This is a genomic window from Pedobacter sp. SG908 (genome assembly GCF_011759615.1).
In the GTDB taxonomy this organism is placed as follows: Bacteria; Bacteroidota; Bacteroidia; order Sphingobacteriales; family Sphingobacteriaceae; genus Pedobacter; species Pedobacter riviphilus.
Map to the genome: position 1 here is coordinate 1,850,403 of NZ_JAAOYY010000001.1, position 18,867 is coordinate 1,869,269.

At 37.1% G+C, this 18,867-nt stretch carries 18 protein-coding genes; 8 read left to right on the forward strand and 10 right to left on the reverse strand.

Annotation, left to right across the window (positions count from 1 at the left end):
* Positions 1-184 precede the first annotated feature (184 nt).
* Positions 185-307, forward strand: a complete 123-nt coding sequence (locus FHT21_RS25035) for a hypothetical protein (RefSeq protein WP_255524603.1) — start codon at positions 185-187, stop codon at positions 305-307.
* Here FHT21_RS25035 and FHT21_RS07560 read toward each other — a convergent pair.
* Positions 291-2,198, reverse strand: coding sequence for a DUF3857 domain-containing transglutaminase family protein (locus tag FHT21_RS07560; protein WP_167294096.1), 1,908 nt, complete (start codon positions 2,196-2,198; stop codon positions 291-293). The two genes, FHT21_RS25035 and FHT21_RS07560, sit on opposite strands and share 17 nt — an antisense overlap.
* Positions 2,199-4,172, reverse strand: a complete 1,974-nt coding sequence (locus tag FHT21_RS07565; RefSeq protein ID WP_167294097.1) for a DUF3857 domain-containing protein — start codon at positions 4,170-4,172, stop codon at positions 2,199-2,201.
* Between the two features lie 183 nt (positions 4,173-4,355).
* Between FHT21_RS07565 and FHT21_RS07570 the strand changes: the two genes are divergently transcribed.
* On the forward strand, positions 4,356-5,312 hold the full coding sequence (locus FHT21_RS07570) for an exonuclease domain-containing protein (protein WP_167294098.1): 957 nt from the start codon (positions 4,356-4,358) through the stop codon (positions 5,310-5,312).
* Positions 5,313-5,470: 158 nt separating this feature from the next.
* Positions 5,471-7,330, forward strand: a complete 1,860-nt coding sequence (locus FHT21_RS07575) for a M1 family metallopeptidase (protein ID WP_167294099.1) — start codon at positions 5,471-5,473, stop codon at positions 7,328-7,330.
* Between the two features lie 162 nt (positions 7,331-7,492).
* Here FHT21_RS07575 and queG read toward each other — a convergent pair whose 3' ends face one another.
* The gene (gene queG, locus FHT21_RS07580) at positions 7,493-8,428 is read right to left on the reverse strand and encodes a tRNA epoxyqueuosine(34) reductase QueG (protein ID WP_167295514.1); all 936 of its coding nucleotides are present in this window, start codon (positions 8,426-8,428) and stop codon (positions 7,493-7,495) included.
* 126 nt (positions 8,429-8,554) lie between these two features.
* Between queG and FHT21_RS07585 the strand changes: the two genes are divergently transcribed.
* On the forward strand, positions 8,555-8,761 hold the full coding sequence (locus FHT21_RS07585) for a hypothetical protein (protein WP_167294100.1): 207 nt from the start codon (positions 8,555-8,557) through the stop codon (positions 8,759-8,761).
* Between the two features lie 62 nt (positions 8,762-8,823).
* Here FHT21_RS07585 and FHT21_RS07590 read toward each other — a convergent pair whose 3' ends face one another.
* From FHT21_RS07590 to pdxH, 4 genes are all read right to left on the reverse strand, one after another.
* Complete coding sequence (locus FHT21_RS07590; protein WP_167294101.1) at positions 8,824-10,332, reverse strand: bifunctional GNAT family N-acetyltransferase/carbon-nitrogen hydrolase family protein; 1,509 nt, start codon at positions 10,330-10,332, stop codon at positions 8,824-8,826.
* Positions 10,333-10,539: 207 nt separating this feature from the next.
* Positions 10,540-11,562: a Holliday junction branch migration DNA helicase RuvB gene (ruvB, locus tag FHT21_RS07595; RefSeq protein WP_167294102.1), complete on the reverse strand. Its 1,023-nt coding sequence runs from the start codon at positions 11,560-11,562 to the stop codon at positions 10,540-10,542.
* Between the two features lie 31 nt (positions 11,563-11,593).
* Entirely contained in the window at positions 11,594-12,487 is an 894-nt protein-coding gene (locus FHT21_RS07600) for a 3-hydroxybutyryl-CoA dehydrogenase (protein ID WP_167294103.1), read from the reverse strand.
* A 101-nt stretch (positions 12,488-12,588) separates the two neighbouring features.
* Positions 12,589-13,239 carry a pyridoxamine 5'-phosphate oxidase gene (gene pdxH / locus FHT21_RS07605; protein WP_167294104.1) on the reverse strand — a complete coding sequence of 217 codons (651 nt, stop codon included), beginning with the start codon at positions 13,237-13,239 and terminating at the stop codon, positions 12,589-12,591.
* A gap of 46 nt (positions 13,240-13,285) precedes the next feature.
* Between pdxH and FHT21_RS07610 the strand changes: the two genes are divergently transcribed.
* From FHT21_RS07610 to FHT21_RS07620, 3 genes are all read left to right on the forward strand, one after another.
* Entirely contained in the window at positions 13,286-13,849 is a 564-nt protein-coding gene (locus tag FHT21_RS07610; protein ID WP_167294105.1) for a YqgE/AlgH family protein, read from the forward strand.
* Positions 13,850-13,979: 130 nt separating this feature from the next.
* The gene (locus FHT21_RS07615; RefSeq protein ID WP_167294106.1) at positions 13,980-14,624 is read left to right on the forward strand and encodes a DUF2975 domain-containing protein; all 645 of its coding nucleotides are present in this window, start codon (positions 13,980-13,982) and stop codon (positions 14,622-14,624) included.
* 9 nt (positions 14,625-14,633) lie between these two features.
* Positions 14,634-14,834 (forward strand): helix-turn-helix transcriptional regulator, encoded by a 201-nt coding sequence (locus tag FHT21_RS07620; RefSeq protein WP_167294107.1) that lies wholly within the window; start codon positions 14,634-14,636, stop codon positions 14,832-14,834.
* Positions 14,835-14,910: 76 nt separating this feature from the next.
* Here FHT21_RS07620 and purE read toward each other — a convergent pair whose 3' ends face one another.
* Positions 14,911-15,411 carry a 5-(carboxyamino)imidazole ribonucleotide mutase gene (gene purE / locus FHT21_RS07625; protein WP_167294108.1) on the reverse strand — a complete coding sequence of 167 codons (501 nt, stop codon included), beginning with the start codon at positions 15,409-15,411 and terminating at the stop codon, positions 14,911-14,913.
* A gap of 68 nt (positions 15,412-15,479) precedes the next feature.
* Complete coding sequence (locus FHT21_RS07630) at positions 15,480-16,619, reverse strand: 5-(carboxyamino)imidazole ribonucleotide synthase (protein WP_167294109.1); 1,140 nt, start codon at positions 16,617-16,619, stop codon at positions 15,480-15,482.
* Positions 16,620-16,673: 54 nt separating this feature from the next.
* Between FHT21_RS07630 and FHT21_RS07635 the strand changes: the two genes are divergently transcribed.
* A complete protein-coding gene (locus FHT21_RS07635; RefSeq protein ID WP_167294110.1) occupies positions 16,674-17,864 on the forward strand; it encodes an NAD(P)/FAD-dependent oxidoreductase in 1,191 nt (396 codons plus the stop codon).
* A 242-nt stretch (positions 17,865-18,106) separates the two neighbouring features.
* Here FHT21_RS07635 and FHT21_RS07640 read toward each other — a convergent pair whose 3' ends face one another.
* Positions 18,107-18,823 carry a hypothetical protein gene (locus tag FHT21_RS07640; protein ID WP_167294111.1) on the reverse strand — a complete coding sequence of 239 codons (717 nt, stop codon included), beginning with the start codon at positions 18,821-18,823 and terminating at the stop codon, positions 18,107-18,109.
* Positions 18,824-18,867 lie beyond the last annotated feature (44 nt).

Below are 18,867 nucleotides of genomic sequence, written 5' to 3' on the forward strand. Positions count from 1 at the left end.
ACTTAAAACAGAATAATATAGCCTTTGAGAATTAAAAGAGGCAACTTAATTATTTTGCAATAGGTTTATGAATGCAACAAGCCTCTTAAATATAATCAGCCATATTGATTTTAATTTTGCGATCACAAATTATCGATTTTTCTTTAAATCTATTTGCCTATTTTTGTCACAAAAATTAGATAAAATGCCAAACGACGAAAATGATTATTCTTTCTGGACCAAATATAAGAAATTTGCCTCAACAGAAATTTTGATGTACCTGATCATGATTATCGGCATTGGCCTCGGGATTATTTTTTTAAGCTAAGGGCTAATTTTAGATAATCTGCTGAGTTTACATCGTTTATAAATTTCGAAAATTCGGAGTATTGTTCTGCTGGGAACGTACCGTCATTTAAAACAAATTTTCGGTGATAGGTTAATTTGTTCCCTTCTAAACTTGCTTTACAAGTGTACTCACCAAATACACTTTTAAAAGTTTTATTTTGCCCGATAATTAATTCTGAATTTACATTATCTGGAAGGGTATAAATAATTGTATCTTCATCGGTATAACCACGGTTAATGTAAACTGGTAGTGTTCTGTTTTTTATTTCGGGGATTGATCGTTTTACGTTAAAAGCATTGAGCTGTAAAAACATCTTATTCCCGTTAACTGGTGCATAATTTCTGATGTTTACAGTTATATCTTCGATTAATTTAGGATTAATGTCTTTTTTTTGTGCGAAGGAAACCGCTTCAAAATTGATATTATCGATATTATATGTTTCTTTTAATAATTTATGCTGCTCGGTTATTGATTTACCAATCAAGAATTCCTGATTTTCATATTGTGAACCAGCATAAACGGTATTCATTTTTCCGGATACACTGCCGTCTAACTGAAGAGTTAAATTGGCCTTACGTATCTGCAGGTTCTCAGCAGTTGTTAGTTTTGGTGTATGCAATAGTTTTCCGCCATCGGCAGTGCAGGCCAGAACCAGTCTATCATCAGTAAAATCGCTTAAAAAACCAAATGGGATTTTTTGGCTGGTGCATTCTAACCAGGTTGTATCACCCTTTAATGGCATACACAGGATAATATGATTGCCTTGCACCATACTGGCGTATTTTGGATCCATACTTTTCTTTTCAGAACCAGCTGATACTACACAGTAATAAGAATCTATATTTGCTGCACTGAGCAGGCTTTGCATATAGTTTACCAAGGCTTTACAGTCGCCATAGCCCAATCGGTCTACTTCGCTTGCTGCAATGGGCTGAAAACCACCAATACCGATCTGGACGCTAATATACCGTGTTTTATCCTGTAGGTACTGATAGATTTTTCTGGCTTTCTCCTTATCTGTTTTTTCATTTTTTACAAGATCTTTAACCATTTCAATAGTGCTGGTTGGCAAGGCTTTACGTTCTGCTAACAAATCGTCGTATATCCATTTGCCCAATTCTTGCCAATTGGTATAATTACCTTTATGGTTGTAATAATAAAACTCCTGGGGAGCTATCTGGATGTTAGTGGCATAAGTTTGGTGTGCAGGGCTGTAAGGCTCAGTTCTAACCGCTAAAATATTGTCGACTTTCCATATGGTTTTTTTCTGCTTTTCATCAGTTAGTACTTCAGGAGCGCCCTTGTAATTCTGGCTTTTTATCCTCACCTGATCGGTAGGTTTACAAATAAAGGTATAAGTACTTTTTTCCACCGAGACATCATCTGCTGGTTTCGGGTTCCAATCGGGGATGATCAGGTTTTGTTTATTTCTGATTTCGTAATTATAAACCAAGGTGTAAGGATACTGGTTTACCGAGGGTAGATAATGTTTTACGCGGCTATCAACAAAAAGCGAAAATCCATCGGCAGCGCTCACATCGGCAAAATCATTTTGAGAGAATTTATTGATCAGTTTGCCTACACTATTGTAAACTTCTCCCTTTATGCTTTTAATTGAAATGTTTTTATCGTAGTAGATTACCAAACGAGCCTCATCTTCTCCATTCTGATTAAAAACTGTAATGGCCTTTTTTACATTGAGCATCACATTGTCAGGGGAGCGCATATCAATGGTTGTTTCCTCATTACGGATACATGCATTGGCCCGGTTGCGCAGGTTAGCTGAAATTAAATCGACATCATAGTTGGTTTGCGCAAAGGCAGAAACTGAAACTAAAAACCAGGAAACGACGGTGAATAAGCGTCTCATTTAATTCGCCTTTTTTAATAAAAACTCTGTCTTTTGGTTCTGGATGATCTTACTATAGAATTCCTTTAAATAAAGATATTCTTCTGGCGGATAAATAGCATTATTAAATTGTAAAATCTGACTCATTGAAATGGTATTTTCATCTAAATTAGTTTGCAACAGGTACTTTCCACCGGCATTAGGTAAAGCAATGGCCATATCTTTCGGTTTTTCCAGCAATTGGTATTTTTCGGGTAAAAGTACATTGATGATGATACGCTCGTCGGACGCTGCACCTAAATCAACAGGGTAGGTACGCTCGTTTAAATTAAATGGGTTTTTCGAAATGTTATTAATAAAAAACGGACTAAAATAAAACTGATCTTTATTGGTGTCATCGTTTATTGTAAACTCTACCTCGTATTTTTCTATTAAAGAATTTTCTATACTATCCAAATTTGAAATTTGATGATCCAATATCTTAATCCTTGTTAAGCGCTCATCGAGTTTCTCTACATACTCATCCGGAGAATTGTATCGAAGGATTTCTTTGCGTTTACCGTATGCTGCATAACCCATGGTATTGGTAGTTAAAGTACCGATAATTTTTCCATCAGTGGTCATTTTTCCGGTCAGGATATAACTGGTCGTATTTTTTTGGCTGGCTTTTAAATCGATCCAGTAAGATGGTTTTTTTAAATTGATTACCCTTCCTTGGTCGTTAATACAGCGTAACGGTAACAATCCGAAGGGTAGAAGTGGTTCTGTAGCATCCAATAAATAACTTTTATCGGCAATATTTACTTTGGCAATCAAGTAATTAAAATCACTCATTACCGGGTAGAGCTTATTTACAGTGCCATTATCGCGGGTAGAGAGTATAACAGCCTCTGCATCTAAACCAGCTGCAGAAAGCGCTGCAATTAAGCTTAGGTTAACATCGGCCACATTACCAGATCTATTTTCTAGTGCCTTTTTAATGTTGTCTTCTGAATATTTTCCGTAATAATTATTCCATTTGATCTGTTTTTTGATGTAATTATAAATAGATCTTGCTTTGTCTAAATCTGTTGTGCTTCCTTTTGTAATTTCCGGAATGAAGTCTTTAAAAACATCTTTCCTTTTCATCTGATCGCCCAATGTTTTATAAGACGACAGCTCATAATCAATATCTTTCCAGGTTTTGGTATAAGATGTTTTAGCACCATTTAAATTCTGAACATCAGAAAGTTCAAAATAGATGGCCGATTTGAAGTTACTGGGTGCAGTCATGTTATCTTCCTCAATAAATGCCGGAATATCTTTCATCATGTAGTTGATTTTGGAGCAATCGATAGCTACACCCGAAAGCCTTAAACATTCTTTACTCAGTTCTACTTTTTGGTCGGTAAGCTTTTGAAAGCCACGTAACGAAACATTATAATTGTAAATGCCCGGAATATAAACTAAATATTCACTAATCACTTTTGGAATGTTACTTTGAAATTCCCACGTTTTGAAATTAAATAAGTTGGGCGATTTTAACCTATAACTATATTCTATTACAGCGCCTTCTTTGAGATTTGGAAGCGTAAATTTGGTCAGTCTGGTATATTTTGACCGGTTTTCGGTGAAAATTGCTTTTTTATCCATAACTGTTTCTACAAAATTATTGTTGATATAATTAAAAGTAGAAGCTTTTAAATCATCGATTGTTTCTTCCCGAGATTCGTCTTTATAGGTTGGAATAATAATATTCGCTTCCTTAAAGCCTTCTTTATTATAGATTTTGATTTTTACATGATGCTCAAAAATCAGTTCTAAACTACCTGTATTATCATCTCGTTGAATAGATGCTGTACCAAATTCTTTTAAAACAATGGCATTAGCATTACTGTCTAATTTTTTTCTGTCGAATTGGTAATCGTCATAGGTAATTGCACCAAATTTAAAGTCTTGAGCATGAGTAGTTAATGATAAAAATAGAAGGGATAATATGGCTAACGTTTTATTCATTTGAGCGTATGTAAATTGTTGCAATTTAATCCTACAAACTAACATTTTAAAATAATTTGACAATTAAATTTATAAATTAATAAAGCTGTTTTACAGAACTAATGAAACCTTTTTAGCACTTTTGAAAAAAAGAATTTGACATTCCGATTCAAATCTAATGTCGCCAATCTCACATCATAAGAAATGAAATTAAATTTAAAGCGCCCTTTAGCATTTTTTGATTTAGAAGCTACTGGAGTTAATGTTGGAGCTGACAGGATCGTTGAAATAGCGATTTTAAAGGCTATGCCAGATGGTTCTGAACTTGTTAAAACTTGGCGCGTAAATCCAGAAATGCCGATTCCTTTGCAAACCTCGTTAATACACGGTATTTACGACGAAGACATTGCTAATGCGCCAACCTTTAAAACTTTAGCGGCAGAAATTGCTGAATTTATTGGTGAAAGCGATCTGGCAGGATACAATTCAAACAAATTTGATATCCCAATGCTTTTGGAAGAATTTTTAAGGGCAGAAGTTGATTTCGACATGAACAACCGCAAATTTGTTGATGTACAGAATATATTCCACCAAATGGAGCAACGTACCTTAAAAGCGGCGTATAAATTCTATTGTCAGGAAGATTTAATTAATGCACACGCTGCAGAGGCAGATGTAATTGCTACTTACAAGGTTTTACTTGGTCAGTTGGAAATGTACAAAGAAACCGAGTTTGAGAATAAACAGGGTGTAAAAAGCATTCCTGTTGTAAATGATGTGGATGCACTGCATATCTTTACCAACATTAATAAACCTGTAGATTTTGCTGGTCGTTTGGTTTACAATGATAACGGTGAGGTATGTTTTAACTTTGGTAAACACAAAGGTAAAACCACTGATCAGGTATTTTCGGTAGAGCCTAGCTATTATGCCTGGATGAAAAATGGCGATTTCCCATTGTACACGAAGAAGAAATTAGACGAGGAGTGGGCAAAGTTCAATGCTAAGAAAAATGAGAACAGGGCACCACGTCCTCAGCATAATAATACGCCAGCAAGTAAACCTCAATATCAACAGAAGCCTCAGCCGAAGCCAGAAAAACCTGCACAGCCCATCAATACAGAGATGTTGGAGCAATTGAAAATGAAGTTTGGTAAGTAGATGCAACTTAACCACAGATAAAAAGGATAAACACAGATAGTTAAGTAATTGGAAGAACTTAATTCTATATCTATAACTGAGAAGATTATTGGAGCTGCTTACACAGTTTCAAATACACTTGGTTGTGGTTTTTTGAAGAAAGGTTAAAAAAATACGTTATGAAATCTATAAAAATATTTTGCCTTTTATTGTGCGCTTCAATTTATGTAAACGCACAAACTATTTTGCCGTTAGAACCAGTATTTCAGAAAACCTATCAAAAGGAAACGAGAAATACAAATGGGAAACCCGGAAAGAATTATTGGCAAAATACTTCCAAATATGATTTGAATGTAGATTTTAATCCTACCAGCAGGCTGTTAAAAGGTAAGGTTCAGGTAACTTACACCAATAACAGTCCTGATACTTTGAAGGAAATATGGTTTAAGCTTTATCCAAATCTGTATAAAAAGGGGACACCAAGAAAATCAAAATTGGCAGAGTCTGATCTTGGTGATGGAGTTGCAATAGAAAAAATGGTAGCGAATGGAAAATCAATCGCCGATTTTAAAATTGACGGAACAAATATGACCGTTAATGTCCCTGCAGTTGCGCCGGGCAAAACCATTAGTTTTTCTATCAATTATAGCTACACTTTAAATAAAGGATCGCATGTACGTACTGGTCAGGTAGATGAAGGTTCATATTTTGTGGCTTATTTTTTTCCGCGAATTGCGGTTTATGATGATGTGGATGGCTGGAATAAATATCCATACACTGGTGCTGAGGAGTTTTATAATGACTTTGATCAGTTTAATGTTTCGATTACGGTGCCAGGTGCTTATGGTGTTTGGGCAACGGGTGATCTGAAAAACGCTTCCGAAGTTTTCCAAAAAGATATTGTTTCCAGAATGTTATCTGCAGAAAAAAACGATGCTATAACTGATGTGATTACGGCTAAAGATTTGACTGATAAAAAAGTAACGCAACCTAACGCCTATAACACTTTTAAATTCGAAGCGAAAAATGTAACCGATTTTGTATTTGCGTTGAGTGATCATTATTTATGGAAATCGAGTAGTTTGGTGGTTGATCCTAAAACGAAAAGAAGAACCCGTGTGGATGCCGTTTTTAACCCAAAACATAAAGATTATTATGAAGTAATAGATTTTGCGCGTAAAACGGTAGAAGCGATGAGTTATACTTTTCCCAAATGGCCTTTCCCTTATAACCATGAAACGATATTTGATGGTTTAGACCAGATGGAATATCCAATGATGGTAAACGACAATCCTGTGGACAATAGGACTGATGCCATTACCTTAACGGATCATGAAATTTTCCATACGATGTTCCCATTTTACATGGGAATAAACGAAACCAAATATGGCTGGATGGACGAAGGTTGGGCAACTATTGGTGAGTGGCTAATATCGCCAATGATTGATTCTACCATTGTAAATGAATATGGTGTTCAGCCTACAGCTTCATCTTCCGGTGGGAAAGACGATACTCCTATTATGACTTTAACACCCGATTTAAAAGGTTCAGGCTCTTTTACTAACTCTTATCCTAAACCTGGTTTAGCTTATTTGTACGTAAAAGATTATTTGGGAGATGAATTGTTTACAAAAGCTCTACACACCTATATTCAAAACTGGAATGGTAAACACCCAATGCCCTACGATTTCTTCAATAGTATGAATGAGGGTAGTGGTAAAAATTTAAACTGGTTTTGGAAAGCCTGGTTTTTTGATGATGGTGTTACCGACATGGCCATAAAGGCTGTGGATAAAACTTCAGGAGGATACACAATTGTTATTGAGAATAAAAGTGTTAAAGCTATGCCAATTGATTTAACATTAACTTATGATGATGATTCTGTTGAAAAGAACCACAGTACAATCGGCATTTGGGAAAAAGGAGATAAGCAGGTTAAAATAAATGTAACAACTACTAAAAAGTTATCTAAAGTAGTGATGGGTAACCCACATACACCAGATAAGGTTAAAAGTGATAATAGTTTTTCTGTGAATTAGCCGAGTCTCAAGGAAGCCAAGTTTTTTTGCTTAAATAGGTGAATTTTATAGCAATCGTCATCCTGAACTTGTTTCAGGATCTATTTAACTTAATTCTTGATGATGGATACTGAAATAAATTCAGCAAGACGCCCGTATTAATTCATGAGCCTATAAATACATTTATTCAGGCTTCAAAAAATCGATATTTCTTTTCAATCCCGTAAATTTAGTGCGCTTAACTGCCGAGCCCTTAAAAACCTTTTTAAAAACATCATCCGTAATTTCGGTCAAGTCTTTTGCATTCAAATCCAGCAATCCATTCTCTGGCTTAAAAGCTTCCTCATTGTGGGCTTTAGAGAAACGGTTCCAAGGGCAAACATCCTGGCAGATATCACAGCCAAACATCCAATTGCTCATTTTATTTTTAAACTCATTTGGGATTTCGTTTTTGAGCTCGATAGTGAGATAAGAAATACATTTCGTTCCATCTACTACCTGTGGTGCTATAATGGCATCAGTAGGACAGGCATCTAAACAGCGGGTGCAGCTACCGCAATAATCGGCCTGGTAAGGATGATCGTAATCCAGCTCCAGATCGACAATCAATTCTGCAAGAAAGAAAAAGGAGCCATCGGTTTTACTGATCAGGTTGGAATTTTTACCGATCCAGCCAATTCCTGATTTTTTCGCCCAGGCACGGTCTAAAACAGGGGCAGAATCTACAAATGCCCTTCCAGAAACTTCTCCGATGTTTTCTTCTATAAAATGAGTGAGTTCCTTTAGTTTCTCTTTAATTACGGTGTGATAATCCTGTCCGTAAGCGTACTTAGAAATTTTTGGCGCATTGGGGTCTGATTGTTTTTCTTCTGTATAATAATTTAGCGACAAAGAGATTACCGATTTAGCACCATCAACCAGTAATCTGGGATCAAGGCGTTTATCAAAATAATTTTCCATGTATTTCATTTCGCCATGACGGTTCTGGTTGAGCCAATTTTCCAGTCTGGGCGCTTCCTCTTCAAGAAATTCAGCTTTTGAAATACCACATGCCATGAAACCCAAACGCATGGCTTCACCTTTGATCAGCTGACTATATTTTGCTTCATTATTGTACACCGATTTGCAAAGATAAGGCTTAAGATTTAAAACATTTTCATTAATCACTTGTTCTAAATATAAAACTAAATTAATTAGGGTTCATCCTTTATTATTGAAGTAACACCAGAAGGGAGAGTATTAGCTATGGAAAATATAGATCCACAACATACGGAATCAGGAGCAGCTCCGAAACCGATTGAAAAAGATTACGAAAGTCATAAAGCAGATCCAGGACCGGCAAAACCAGCGGTAACAGAAAAAGACGAAAACGGAGGGGGGCAAGCTTTGAAATGGGTACTACCCCTAGCTATAATTATTGGCCTGATTATATGGTTTGTGATGAGAAAATAATTAGCTTTAGATTAAAATGAAATGCCGGTATATTAATACGTACCGGCATTTTTTATAGGTGTTTATTTTAAAAGTTTAACCTGGTAAAGGTCTTTCCGCCTGTCTTTTAGCACCTTTACTGTTCCATAATGATGCAGCTCGTCTAATAAATGTAGATCAACATCTACCACTAAAACCATCTCCGTATTTGGCGTAGCCTCAGCTTTTATGGCATTGGTTGGGAATGCGAAGTCAGAAGGTGTAAAAACCGCCGATTGCGCAAACTGGATATCCATATTATTTACTTTAGGTAAATTGCCCACACAGCCTGCAATAGCCACATAACATTCGTTTTCTATGGCCCTAGCTTGTGCGCAATGACGAACGCGTGTATAACCGTTTTGGGTATCGGTTAGAAATGGTACAAATAAGATCTGCATACCTTGCTCAGCATAAATGCGGCTCAATTCAGGGAATTCTACATCATAACAAATCAAAATGCCTACTTTACCACAATCGGTATCGAAAACCTGCACTTTATCGCCACCAATCATGCCGTAATATTTTTGTTCATTTGGGGTAATGTGGATTTTCCTATACTCATCTATTTTGCCAGTACGGTGGCAAAGGTAAGTGGCATTGTAAAGTTTACCATCTTCAATGAGTGGCATACTGCCGGTAATGATGTTTGTATTGTAGCTCAACGAATATTCGTGCATTTTTTGTACAATCTCTTGTGTTTTTTCAGCAAGCTTGCGCATAGCCTCAATTTCTGGCAAGTGATTGTATGGCTGCAATAGAGGCGTATTAAATAGTTCAGGGAACATCACGAAATCTGATTTGTAACCGCTCAAAGCATCTACAAAAAATTCTACCTGTTCGTAAAATGCATCCATATTTGGGAACAAACGCATTTCCCATTGCACTAAACCTAAACGGATGGTCATCGCTGAACGTGCAGAAGCATCAATACCCTGGTAATAAATATTATTCCACTCAATTAAGGTGGCATATTCTTTCGATTCTTTATCACCCGGTAAATAATTCTTTAATACTTTTCTGACGTGAAAATCATTCGAAATCTGAAAAGTAAGGGTAGGGTCGTAAATTTCTTTTGCTTTTACCTTGTCTATATACTGCCTCGGACTCAGTTGCTCTGCATATTCATGGTAACCAGGAATTCTGCCACCAGCAATAATACTTTTTAGGTTTAGGCTTTCGCAGAGTTCTTTCCTGGCTTCGTATAACCTTCTTCCTAAGCGTAAACCTCGGTAATCGGGGTGAACAAAAATTTCTATGCCGTATAGTGTATCGCCATTTGGGTCGTGTGTTGTAAAAGAATAATCTCCTGTGATCAATTTATAGGTATGCCGGTCTCCATACTCGTCGTAATCTACAATAATGGCTAACGAACAAGCCACAACTTTATCATCAACCGCGATACAGAGCTGTCCTTCTGGAAAAATATTCAATAGTTTTGCAATACTGGATTTTGGCCAGATGGAACCGCCCATACTATCGTATGCCTGTAGCATTGATTCTTTAAGATCTGCGTAATCTTCGAGCGTTAGTTTACGTAATTCAATATTCATACTGTTTGATTTGTATTTAATGAACACAGAAAGATCTTAAATGTTCAGATAGACTGTATATTTCTTTGAAGATCCTGAAACAAATTCAGGAGAATGCGACGTTTAATTTGATACAATAGTAACCCGAGTAATGCCAACCCTGACCTGTAGCACAGCGGAAAGTTACGCCGTAATTTATTTCAGGGTTTTAATGTGTGTGTAAAGATATTAAAACAACTTCCCGGTTTGCCCAGGATAATTTTTCTTTAAGTGTTTGTAAGCCGCTTCGGTAACTTCTCTACCCCTTGAAGTACGCATAATATAACCTTCCTGGATTAAAAACGGTTCATAAACTTCTTCAATAGTACCTTCATCTTCTCCAACAGCCGTGGCTATGGTTTTTAAACCCACCGGGCCACCTTTAAATTTATCAATGATGGTAACCAGAATCCTGTTGTCCATTTCATCTAAGCCGTGTTCATCTACGTTGAGTGCATTTAAAGCATAGCGGGCTATTTCGGTATCGATATTTCCGTTTCCTTTAATTTGTGCGAAATCTCTTGTTCTGCGTAAAAGTGCATTGGCGATACGGGGCGTGCCACGGCTACGGCGGGCAATTTCATAAGCACCTTCATCACTGATCGGTGTTTTTAGTATATCAGAAGAGCGTAGCACAATTGTAGTGAGCAATTTAGCATCGTAGTAAGCCAAACGGGCATTAATTCCGAAGCGTGCTCTTAAAGGTGCTGTTAACAAACCGGAACGTGTAGTGGCGCCAACCAGCGTAAAAGGATTAAGCGATATCTGTACCGAACGGGCATTGGGGCCGGTTTCGAGCATAATATCGATTTTGAAATCCTCCATGGCAGAATATAAATATTCTTCTACAAGGGGCGATAAACGATGGATCTCATCAATAAAAAGAATATCGCCTTCATCCAAGCCAGTTAATAAGCCAGCCAAATCGCCAGGTTTATCTAATACCGGACCAGAGGTTACTTTAATACCGGTGGCCATTTCATTGGCAATAATATGAGAAAGTGTGGTTTTGCCTAATCCAGGAGGGCCATGTAAAAGAACATGATCTAAAGCCTCGCCACGGAGTTTTGCTGCCTGAACAAAAATCTTCAGGTTTTCCATCACTTTTTCCTGTCCTGTAAAATCTTCAAAAGCCTGTGGCCTTAAAACCCTTTCAATATCGCGATCGGTAGGATTTAGGTTACTTGCTTCAGGGTCCAGATGCTCATTCATACAGCAAATATAAAATTAAATGCTAAAAAAATTAGGATTTTTTAAATTTATCCGAAACGATGAGATCTTTTGATCCTGCAGTATATTTATAAAAACCTTCACCAGTTTTAGCACCTTTTTTTCCTGCAGCCACCATATTTACCAATAATGGACATGGGGCGTATTTCGGATTTCCAAAACCATCGTTCAATACTTTTAATATTGCCAAACAGACATCCAGGCCAATAAAATCGGCTAATTGCAAGGGACCCATCGGGTGTGCCATTCCAAGTTTCATTACCGTATCGATTTCGTGAACGCCTGCAACGCCTTCATACAGGGTATAAATGGCTTCATTAATCATTGGCATTAAAATGCGGTTAGCCACAAAACCCGGATAATCATTTACCTCAACAGGAACTTTCTCCAAACTTTGAGAGAGTAACATAATAGTATTGGTTGTTTCATCACTGGTAGCATAACCACGGATTACTTCAACGAGCTTCATTACCGGAACGGGGTTCATAAAGTGCATCCCGATCACCTTATCACCTCTCCCGGTTACAGCAGCAATCTGCGTAATCGAAATAGATGAGGTATTAGAAGCGAGAATAGCATGTGCAGGCGCATACTCATCTAAATCCTTAAAAATCTTCAATTTTAAGTCTAAATTTTCGATAGCGGCTTCTACAATCAAATCGGAACTTTGAACACCATCCTTTATTGAAGTATATGTGGTAATGTTGTTAAGAGTGGCCGCTTTCTGATCGTCTGTCAAGATTCCTTTCGCAACCTGTCTGTCTAAATTTTTGGTAATGGTTTGTATGGCCCTATCTAATGCAGGTTGATTGATATCAATCAGATTAACGCTATAATTGAATTGTGCAAAGATATGGGCTATACCATTTCCCATTGTGCCAGATCCTATAACTGCAATTTGTTTCATTTTTAAGTTTAAGAAATTAAAAAAGAGAATTTACTAATAGATGATTAAGTTAAAAAAAGATCTTGCTTTATAGCTGATACTCTATTATTTGCATTAACACCTTATGGCGCCAGCCTGGTTTTGGTCCAGATTCCCTTAACTTTTTCGAAATTTATCCTGTCGTGCAATCGGCTACTTCTTCCTTGCCAAAATTCAATCCGCGTAGGTTTTACAATATATCCACCCCAGTGTGCAGGTTTAGCTATGCCTTTATTGGCACTTTTGGCTTTTAATTCTTCAACTTTCTCTTCCAGAAATGCCCTGTTTGGAATAACCTGACTCTGTGGTGAGGCTACTGCGCCAATCTGACTGTCAACAGGTCTCGTATTAAAATATTCTTCCGAAGTTTCTTTGTCCAGTTTTTCTACCGTTCCTTCAATTCTCACTTGTCTTTCCAGTTCTGGCCAGAAAAATACTAACGCTGCATAAGGGTTTCGTTTCAGCTCTTTTCCCTTGGCACTTAAGTAATTCGTAAAGAACCTAAATCCATCTGTATCAACGCCTTTAAGTAAAACGATACGGGCATCAGGTCTACCGGCTTTATCAGCGGTAGCCAAAGTCATTACATTGGGTTCATATATCTGCGCATCAATCGCATGTTGAAACCAGTTTTTAAATTGGATAATTGGATCTTGATCAACGTCAGATTCGTCTAGCGAAGCGCTTTTGTAATCTTGGCGCAGGTTTTGTAGAAATTCATTTGTAACTTGCATTTAACAAAAATAGACATCTTTTACGGTGTAACAAATGATTATCATCATGCTGAATAATATAAAACCAAAAACAGGCCGCTTGCTCATCTCGGAGCCTTTTATGGCCGATCCGAATTTTAAAAGATCTGTGGTGTTGTTAACAGAACATGGAGAAGATGGCACCGTGGGTTACATTCTTAACCAAGTGGGAAACCTGATCCTAAATGATGTGATCCAGGATTTGTGGGATGCAAAAAACTACATTTATTTTGGTGGACCGGTTGCAGCGGATACCTTACATTTCATTCATCGAAGTTATGATAAACTGCAGAGCGGTGAGCCAATCGGGAATGGATTGTACTGGGGTGGGAATTTCGAAACACTTAAAATCCTGTTAAATACAAATGCCATAAGCCAGGACGAAGTGAAATTTTTTATGGGTTACTCGGGTTGGGACCATGGACAGCTCGATCGCGAAATAGAGCAGAATGCATGGATGGTGAGCGATATCTTTAACCCTGATCTGATTTTTAGTAATGACGATGAAAAACTTTGGCGGGATGTAATCGTAAACTTAGGTCCGAAGTATGCACATATTAGTAATTTTCCGGCTGATCCGAGTTTGAACTGATCAGTTAACAGCTGCCAGTTTTCAGTTAATAGTTTTAAGTAGATTAGTTAATTTAAAATAAAACGATAAATGTTTATTGTTTTATTTTAAATATTACGCTATGTTTGTTTCATAATTAAATTTACGGTTTATGAAACTCTCAGAAAGTAAGGTGATTAAAAATATAAATAGACTGGCAACCATCGTGCTCGTTTTTTATTTTATATTTTTACTGCAACAATTTTTTACATCGTCTTCGCCTGCAATTAGTAAGGCAGTTAAAAGTTATGAAGTATACAATGTAAAACTCAATTATTTCACAAATAAGGCTGAAGACCCTTTGAAATCCTGGTTTAATGATACTGTTGTGGTACAAAAAACCGATCGGGCTTTGGTTCATTTGAGATTTAGGAGTTATGATCAATTATTTTTATTACCAGCTCTCTTGTTTCAGTTTTCAATTGTTGTTTATTGGTTACTTATTGGGGCTATCATAATTCTAATAAAAATGTTTTTCCAATCGTTAACAAAGGACAAAGTATTTACCATAAGAAATGCATCGATTATAATATGGGGAAGCTTATTGTTAATATGTTTGCCAATAGCAAGGTGGTTTTCTCAAGAGTTATTTGTTTCCTGCATAAATCAGTTACATTTAAACGATTCTAAGTATGCTTTAAGCAATGGAGAAGGTATTATAGCTTCTGAAACTGTCATGGGCTTGATAACATTGGCATTTGGCCTTGCTTTTAAAGTGGGCGTAGATATTAAACAAGAAAACGAATCATTTGTATAAAGCTGAATTATGCCTATAATTATAAATTTAGACGTGATGTTGGCCAAACGAAAGATGTCGCTAACCGAACTCTCAGAAAAAGTAGGCCTTACCATTGTAAACCTTTCCATATTGAAAACAGGGAAGGCAAAAGGAGTAAGGTTTGATACGCTGGAGGCGATTTGCAAAGTTTTAGATTGCAAGCCAGGCGATATTATTGACATTGAATAAAAACGGGCGGTGTAAAATCTATTTACATCGCCCGTTTATTTTATAGTTGAAAACACTAAAGACTCCTGACTTAGTACTAAAGACTATCTGCACTTTCTTCAACTTTCCTTCTCAGTTCATCTTTATACGCCTGCATTTTAACCGTTAAAGACTCATTAGCTGTAGCTAAAATCTGAGTGGCTAATAAACCTGCATTTTTAGCAGCGTTTAAAGCTACTGTGGCAACCGGGATGCCATTTGGCATTTGTAAGATCGATAAAATACTATCCCAGCCATCAATAGAATTTGATGATTTAACTGGAACACCGATAACAGGTAATGTAGTAATAGAAGCTACCATTCCTGGTAAATGGGCCGCACCACCTGCACCGGCAATAATTACCTTTAGACCACGGCCTTGCGCTTCTTTAGCGTAATTGAACATACGTTCTGGTGTTCTGTGGGCAGAAACAACCGTAATTTCATAGTTTATTCCAAATTCTTTTAGTACATCAGCTGCATCTTGCATCACAGGCAGATCTGATTTGCTACCCATTATAATTCCAACTAATGCCGAATTTGAATTTCCTTGACTCATATTTATTTTATTTCTTAAAACTTTACATTTTTATCCTGCTTTTAGCGCCCATTTCGAGGGACTTAGGCCTAAGCAATTACCTTTAATGTCTTTTGCACAAACCGTGCTTTTTCAATCGCTTTTTCCCTGTCGATATCAACGATAGTTACGTGGCCCATCTTGCGGAAAGGTTTAGTATATTTTTTACCATATAAGTGAACATAAACACCATCGATAGCTAATATTTTTTCCAGGTTTTCATATTTAGCCACACCTTCAAAACCTTTTTCACCGAGTAAATTAATCATGATGGCATTGGTAATGCTACTAGTATCGCCAAGCGGCAAATTATAAATAGAACGTAAATGCTGTTCAAATTGAGAAACATAATTGCCCTCGATAGTTTGGTGGCCACTATTGTGTGGGCGAGGAGCAACCTCATTAACCAATAATTCTCCATCTTTACAAACAAACATCTCAACCGCTAAAATCCCGGTGATATTCATTGCCGAAGCAATATTTTTGGCAATGTTCTCTGCCTTTTGTTGCAAACTTTCAGCAAAAGTTGAAGGAGAAATTAAAAACTCAACCAAATTGGCTTCCGGATTAAATTCCATTTCTACCATTGGGAAGGTTTTCATATCGCCATTGGCATTGCGGGCAACAATTACCGCAACTTCTTTTTCAAAATCAACCAGTTTTTCGATAATACAAGGCGAATCAAAAGCTTTATCCAGATCGGCAGCACTGTTGATTTTCATCACACCTTTGCCATCATAACCGTCTTTTCGCAGTTTTAAAATATACGGAAAAGGGATATTACTGTTCTCCATATCTTCCTTCGTATTTACAATCTGGAAAGGAGAGGTTGGGATATCGTTTTCTTTAAAAAACTGTTTTTGTACACCTTTATCTTGGATTAAACGGATTACCCTCGATTGAGGAAATACCTTTTTACCTTCTTTTTCGAGCTGTTCAAGCGCATCGATATTTACTTTTTCAATTTCGATGGTAATGATGTCGGCTTTTTTTCCAAAGCTGTAAACGGTATCAAAATCGGTAATCGAGCCATTTTCGAAGTAATTTGAAATGTGTTTGCAGGGAGCATCTGGATCTGGATCTAAAACTAATGTAGTTACATTATAATTGATTGCTTGTTGAATGAGCATTCTGCCCAATTGTCCGCCCCCTAAAATACCTAATTTTAATTCGCTAATCTGTTTTGCCATGCGCTTGAAAATAATGCTACTTTTGTGCAAAAGTAACCATAATAAATTTTATTGATGAATGCTGATGCAATAATTATTGGGGCAGGTGCCTGCGGATTGATGTGTGCGGCGCAAGCAGGCTATCTGGGTAAGAAAGTAATTGTGCTCGAGAAAAACGAAAAACCCGGTGCCAAAATTTTAATTTCCGGAGGAGGGCGCTGCAATTACACGAACCAATTCGCATCAGCTGAGCAGTTTATATCTGCTAATCCACATTTTATAAAATCGGCTTTTACGCAGTGGACGGTTGATGATACCATTAGCTTTTTTGAAACATATGGCATAACTGGAAAAGAAAAAACTTTAGGTCAATTATTTCCTGATGATAAAAATGCAAAAGATGTTGTTGAGGTTTTTACATCCATCTGCGAAGATTTCGGACAGGAAATTAGGTGTAATGCCGATGTAAAGGATATTGAGATATTACCTGAAGGTTTTAAAGTAAATTATGAGAAAAACGGTAAAACCGTAGTTTTAACTGCAGAGAAGCTGGTAATTACTACTGGAGGTTTACCCATCCCAAAAATGGGTGCTACCGATTTTGCCTTACGCTTTGCGAGGAAGCAAAACTTAAAAATTATCGAAACTGCACCCGCCTTGGTTCCATTAACTATCACCGGAAAAGACGAAGAGTGGTTTGCGCAGCTTTCGGGTAATTCCGTTTTTTGCGAAGTAAGCAATGATGAAATTTCTTTCGAGGAAAATATTCTTTTTACCCACTGGGGATTAAGTGGGCCAGCCATTTTACAGATTTCTTCTTTTTGGAGGAGAGGAGAGATTGTTAACCTCAATCTGTTGCCACATCAGGATATTGTTTCGTTATTAGATATCGAAAGAAAGAATAACGGCAAAACTTTATTATCAACCTTGTTGAATCGTTTTTACACCAAAAAGTTTACAGATGCTTTAGGTAAGTTTTTACCTTTAAATAAACCTGTTGCAGCATTGACCAAAGCAGAAATTGATTTAATTGAACAAACGATCCACCATTTTAAAGTGAAGCCGGCAGGCGATAAAGGTTATGATAAAGCCGAGGTAATGCGGGGTGGAATTGACACCAACGAAATTTCCTCTAAAACGCTGGAATGTAAAAAAATCCCGAACCTGTTTTTTGGTGGCGAATGTTTGGATGTTACCGGTTGGCTGGGTGGTTATAATTTTCAATGGGCCTGGGCGAGTGGTTTTGTTATTGCGCAGAATATCTAATGAATAAACATCCCAAACAGGTTCTTTTAAGGCGTTGGACATTTCGCAAAAGAACCACATGCCTAAGTTAAATAAACCTGATAAAGTGGAAAGCCCGGAGTGAGGTACGAACGAGGACTTGAAACGATAGCAGGACTACACTATCCGAAGTGTACTAGCCCACGATTTCAAAAAAATGTTGATCAACATCTAAGCAAAGAGTACAGCCTGTCAGCTTTCGAAAATTTGATAGGTTTGTTCGACTACAGATAAACATTTGGCATAATTTCCCAGGCCCAGGGCTTTTTAAAGGTTTTAAATGTTCTGAGCTGCGAAAAATAAAGAACTTCACTTGTTTTTCGGTTAGCAATATCCCTTCTGTGCAGGTTACCAACAGTAGTAAATAATTCACGGGTTTTGAAATCGTACACCCTTTCGGTCATATCGCCGCTATTTTGGTTAAAATAAAGATTGATCGCACTCGTTAAAAACCAGTCTTTATTTTCGAATTTAAAAGTATAGCCCAGTTCCCAGCGCCACTCCGAGCCGCCCTGAAAGCGGAGATAGAGTTGCTGATCTTTAATCGCAATCTGTTGTAAGGGATCACCCAATTTACCACCTTCTTCTGAACGCAGAATGAAGTCATTGTTTTGGGTTGATAAGCTAAAAGCCCCAGTTGATTTATCTTTGAAAAATATAGCCAATATTCTTGGTTTCTGGGTTTCTTTAATGATATCTGTATTATTGTCTCCATAAACACGGGTTTCATCAATAGACCTGTTAAACTCAAAAACTACTGCTAAATCATCTGAAGCATCATTGTTGAGGTCGCCATAAACCTGGTCTATAACCGTCCAGTTAGCGGGGGTAAATTGTTCAACAGAAGATCCTTGTGTTTTAATTTTTGGAAATATAAATGTTTTTTGCGCAGAGCTGATTTGCGCACAGAGCATCAGGATGTAAAAACAAAAAACTTTCATTCAGGTAGAAAAAGTGTTGATGTAGGGTTAAAACGTTTAGATTG